Source organism: Allobosea sp. CER48 (assembly GCF_044752385.1).
Lineage (GTDB): Bacteria > Pseudomonadota > Alphaproteobacteria > Rhizobiales > Beijerinckiaceae > Allobosea.
The window spans coordinates 1-4,436 of record NZ_JBIWYK010000257.1 but is presented as its reverse complement, the minus strand read 5'-3'; the positions used below and the strand labels follow the sequence as shown (position 1 = coordinate 4,436).

Annotated in this window: 3 protein-coding genes; all 3 read left to right on the top strand. The window is 67.3% G+C overall.

Features of this window, described 5'->3' with window-relative positions; translation table 11 throughout:
• Window positions 1-115 precede the first annotated feature (115 nt).
• The 3 genes from thrS (at window position 116) to ACIPIA_RS10800 (ending at window position 4,180) form a co-directional block, all read left to right on the top strand.
• A complete protein-coding gene (thrS, locus tag ACIPIA_RS10810) occupies window positions 116-2,113 on the top strand; it encodes a threonine--tRNA ligase (protein ID WP_400509344.1) in 1,998 nt (665 codons plus the stop codon).
• A gap of 157 nt (window positions 2,114-2,270) precedes the next feature.
• Window positions 2,271-3,563 carry a DUF2157 domain-containing protein gene (locus tag ACIPIA_RS10805; protein WP_400509342.1) on the top strand — a complete coding sequence of 431 codons (1,293 nt, stop codon included), beginning with the start codon at window positions 2,271-2,273 and terminating at the stop codon, window positions 3,561-3,563.
• Complete coding sequence (locus tag ACIPIA_RS10800) at window positions 3,563-4,180, top strand: GDYXXLXY domain-containing protein (RefSeq protein ID WP_400509341.1); 618 nt, start codon at window positions 3,563-3,565, stop codon at window positions 4,178-4,180. Before ACIPIA_RS10805 ends, ACIPIA_RS10800 begins: the two co-directional genes overlap by 1 nt.
• The last annotated feature ends 256 nt before the right edge of the window (window positions 4,181-4,436 follow it).

The window sequence follows — 4,436 nt, the reverse complement described above, 5'->3', positions numbered from 1 at the left end:
TATAGGCGATGGCCTCTCGCGCGCGCCGAACCGGCTGCGGGCCCGCGCGCTCTTCCGACAGGCAGCCGGTCTGACTTACGGGGCTCGTATCCCCGAGTGAGCAGGAGCACGATCGATGACGATCTCCCTGACCTTTCCAGACGGCGCCAAGCGCGAATTCCCCTCCGGCATCACCGGGGTCGAGATCGCCAAGGGCATTTCTCCCTCCCTGCTGAAGCGTACGGTCGCGATGGCGCTCGACGGCACCGTCGTCGACCTCGCCGACCCGATCACCGCCGACGCGAAGATTGAACTCCTCAACCGCGAAGATCCGCGCGCGCTGGAGCTGATCCGGCACGATGCCGCGCATGTCCTCGCCGAGGCCGTGCAGGAACTCTTCCCCGGCACGCAGGTGACGATCGGCCCCGTCATCGAGAACGGCTTCTACTACGACTTCGCCCGCAACGAGCCCTTCACTCCGGAGGACTTCCCGGCGATCGAGAAGAAGATGCGCGAGATCATCGCGCGCGACAAACCCTTCACCAAGGAGGTCTGGAGCCGCGACAAGGCGAAGGATTTCTTCGCCGGAAAGGGCGAGGCCTACAAGGTCGAGCTGGTCGATGCGATCCCCGCCGACCAGACGCTGAAGATGTATGCGCAGGGCGACTGGATCGACCTCTGCCGCGGCCCGCACATGACCTCGGTCGGCAAGGTCGGCAACGCCTTCAAGCTGATGAAGGTGGCCGGCGCCTATTGGCGCGGCGACTCGAACAACGCGATGCTGACCCGCATCTACGGCACCGCCTTCGCCAAGCAGGAAGAGCTCGAGGCCTATCTCAAGCAGCTCGAGGAGGCGGAGAAGCGCGACCACCGCAAGCTCGGCCGGGAGATGGACCTGTTCCACTTCCAGGAGGAGGGGCCGGGCGTCGTGTTCTGGCACTCCAAGGGCTGGCGCCTGTTCCAGGAGATCATCGCCTATATGCGCCGGCGTCTCGCCGCCGACTATGAGGAGGTGAACGCGCCGCAGATCCTCGACAAGTCGCTCTGGGAGACCTCGGGCCACTGGGGCTGGTACCAGGACAACATGTTCGCGGTGAAGTCGGCGGGCGCGCTGGAGCACCCCAACGACCCCGAGAAGGACCAGCGCATGTTCGCGCTGAAGCCGATGAACTGCCCCGGCCACGTCCAGATCTTCAAGCACGGGCTGAAGAGCTACCGCGACCTGCCGATGCGCCTCGCGGAATTCGGCAACGTCCACCGCTACGAGCCGTCCGGCGCGTTGCACGGGCTGATGCGCGTGCGCGGCTTCACTCAGGATGATGCCCACATCTTCTGCACCGAGGACCAGCTCGCGGCCGAGTGCCTGAAGATCAACGACCTCATCCTCTCGGTCTACGAGGATTTCGGCTTCACCGAGGACCTCGTGATCAAGCTCTCGACGCGGCCGGACAAGCGCGTCGGCTCGGACGAGCTGTGGGACCATGCCGAGGACGTGATGGGCCGTGTCCTGGAGCAGATCGCCAGGCAGTCCGGCAACCGGATCAAGACCGAGATCAACCCGGGCGAGGGCGCCTTCTACGGGCCGAAGTTCGAGTATGTGCTGCGCGACGCCATCGGCCGCGACTGGCAGTGCGGCACGACGCAGGTCGACTTCAACCTGCCGGAGCGTTTCGGCGCCTTCTATATCGGCGCCGATGGCGAGAAGAAGCAGCCGGTCATGGTCCACCGCGCGATCTGCGGCTCGCTGGAGCGCTTCACCGGCATCCTGATCGAGCATCACGCCGGGCATTTCCCGCTCTGGCTGGCGCCTGAGCAGGTCATCGTCGCGCCGATCACCTCGGACGCCGATGGCTATGCCGAGGAGGTGACGATGGCGCTGATGTCCGTCGGGCTGCGGGCGCGCGCCGACCTGCGCAACGAGAAGATCTCGTACAAGGTGCGCGAGCATTCGCTGGCCAAGGTCCCGGTCATCCTTGCCGTGGGCCGTCGCGAGGCCGAGGAAAAGACCGTGACGGTCCGCCGCCTTGGCAGCCAGGCCCAGACGGTGATGCCGCTGTCCGAAGCGCTGACGAGCCTGACGCGGGAAGCCCTCGCACCGGACCTGGCGCGGACGAAGGCGGTCCGGGAGGCTTGAGCTGCCCGACATCATGCCCGGGCTCGACCCGGGCATCTCGGAAACGAGCCCGCTCCGTCGAGCGATTCTCGGGTCGAAGCCTCGCTTCGCCCGAGAATGACGGTCCGCGCCGCGCGCCTCTAGCAAAAGCTGCGGCAGCCATGCCAGATTGCCGGTGATGCTGACGGGTTCCTATCGCAAGCGGCTCGAGGCCGATCTCATCCGCTGGGTCGATGGCGGCCTGCTCAGCGCCGATAGCGCCGGGGCGATCCGCCGTTCCGTCGCCTCCGAGAGCGGCGGCTTCGGCCTGCCGGCCTTGCTCGGGCTGCTCGGCGGGCTGCTGATTGCGTCGAGCGTTGCTGCCTTCGTTGCCGCCAACTGGGAAGACATCCCGCGCCTCGCCAAGCTCGGAATGATCCTGACGGGCATCGTGGTCTGCTTCATCGTCGCCTTCCGGCTGGAGCGGGGCGGCTCGCCTCGCGGCGGCGACGCGGCTGTCACTTGCGGCGTCCTGATCTTCGGCGCCGGGCTCGCGCTGGTCGGCCAGATGTACCATTTGCCGGCCGACTGGCCTGGCGGGGCCGTCCTGGTCGCGCTCGGCGCCCTCGCCACGGCCTTCCTGATGCGGTCGAGCGGCGCGCTAGCGATCGCCTTCGTCGCCATCTGCGCCTGGAGCTTCGGGCGCTGGGAGGAGGCGCGCAGCGGCGCTCATTTCGCTTTCTTCATCCTCTATCTGCCCGCACTGTGGCTGGCGCTGTCGCGCAGCAACCGGCTGATCCATCACCTAGCCGTGCTTGCAGGGCTGTTCTGGCTCGGCACCGCGCCGGGGTACTGGCTGTTCTATCGCTTCGATTATGGACTGCTCGCCTATGGCCTGGCGGTGTCGGCGCTCTATGTGGCGCTGGGCGCGATCGCGCTCGACCGGGGCGGGCCTGGGCTTCTGACCGCCTGCCTGCCCTGGGGCTTGCTCGGACTCGTCGTCATTCTCAACGCGGAGCTGGCCCGCATTCTCGACAACGAGGAGGCGCGCTCGGGGCGAGCCTTTCTCTTCGTGTTCTACGCCTATGCGGTTGCCGTGCCGATTACGCTTCTCGGAGGCGCAATGGCGCGGGAGCGGCGCTTCGCCTGGCCGCTGGCGGGCGCGCTTCTGCTGGCGCTTCTCGTTCCGGCCGTCTTCTGGAGCGGCATCGTCACGGGCATTGCCGGCAAGATCGTCGTGGCCAGCTTCGTGCTGCTCGCGGCGACGGCGCTGATGGTCGCGGGGGCGATCGGCGGCATCCGGCGCCTGACGGTGGCGGGCTCCATCCTGTTCGGCGTCTCCATCCTGGTCCTGCTCTGGCAGACGATCGGCACGCTGCTCGACCAATCGCTGTTCTTCTTCGCTGCGGGCGCGGCACTGCTGGCGACCGCCTCCGGCGCGCGTCGCCTGTTCGCGCGGCTCAACCCGCCCGCCGAGAGGGAGGCCGCGTGATGCGTCCGTTCTCGGCCGATGCTATCGCCAAGAAGGTGCCGCTGCTCTGGCGCGCCGGCGCCGCCGCACTGCTGCTTTGCGTTGCTTTGCTCGTCCTTGTCGAGCAGCGGGCGCGCATTCTGAGGAACGGCGCCGAGATACGGCTCAAGACCGTCCCGGTCGACCCCCGCGATCTCTTCCGGGGCGACTATGTGGTGCTCGCCTATCCGATCAGCACGGTGGAAGCCGGGCAGGACGGCGCGCGGCCCTACCGTCCCGGCGAACCGGTCTTCGTCACGCTGGGCCGCGACGAACAGGGTTTCGCGCGGGCGACTGGCGTTTCGCGCGAGTGGCCGAAAGGCAGCGGCGATGCCGTGGTGATCGCGGGGCGCGTGACCTCGATCGGTGGTTGCGCGATCAATCGCGATGGCGAGACCGAATGCCGCGACAGCCGTCACCGCCTGCGCATCGCCTATGGGCTCGAAAGCTATTTCGTGCCGCAGGGCGAGGGCAAGGCGATCGAGACGACCGACAAGGCCCGGATCGAGATCGTAGCGGCCGTCTCGGCCGCGGGTGACGCGGCGATCAAGCGCCTCCTGATCGACGGCAAGCCGATCTACCAGGAGCCGCCCTACTAGGCGCGTCGCCCAGACCAAGCATCGACACGCTGGGCTCAGTGGGCGGCGGATCGCGGCCGCATCGCGTCACATTGCCGTGCTGACACGTCCGGAGGCCCGATGGCCCCAACCTTGCCGCAAAGTGCCCGGATGCTCGCCACACGCGCTTGTGACAACGCGCCGCGTGACGCGAATCCTCATCGGTTATATGAACGGCAGATGAACAGACTCGACAGGAGATGTTCATCTTGAGACGCGGCCGGCCGGGAACCATGAA

Excerpts from the sequence above, each read along its gene's own strand:
- thrS (WP_400509344.1), top strand. The coding sequence starts at position 116 with ATGACGATCTCCCTGACCTTTCCAGACGGCGCCAAGCGCGAATTCCCC.
- ACIPIA_RS10805 (WP_400509342.1), top strand. The coding sequence starts at position 2,271 with ATGCTGACGGGTTCCTATCGCAAGCGGCTCGAGGCCGATCTCATCCGC.
- ACIPIA_RS10800 (WP_400509341.1), top strand. The coding sequence starts at position 3,563 with ATGCGTCCGTTCTCGGCCGATGCTATCGCCAAGAAGGTGCCGCTGCTC.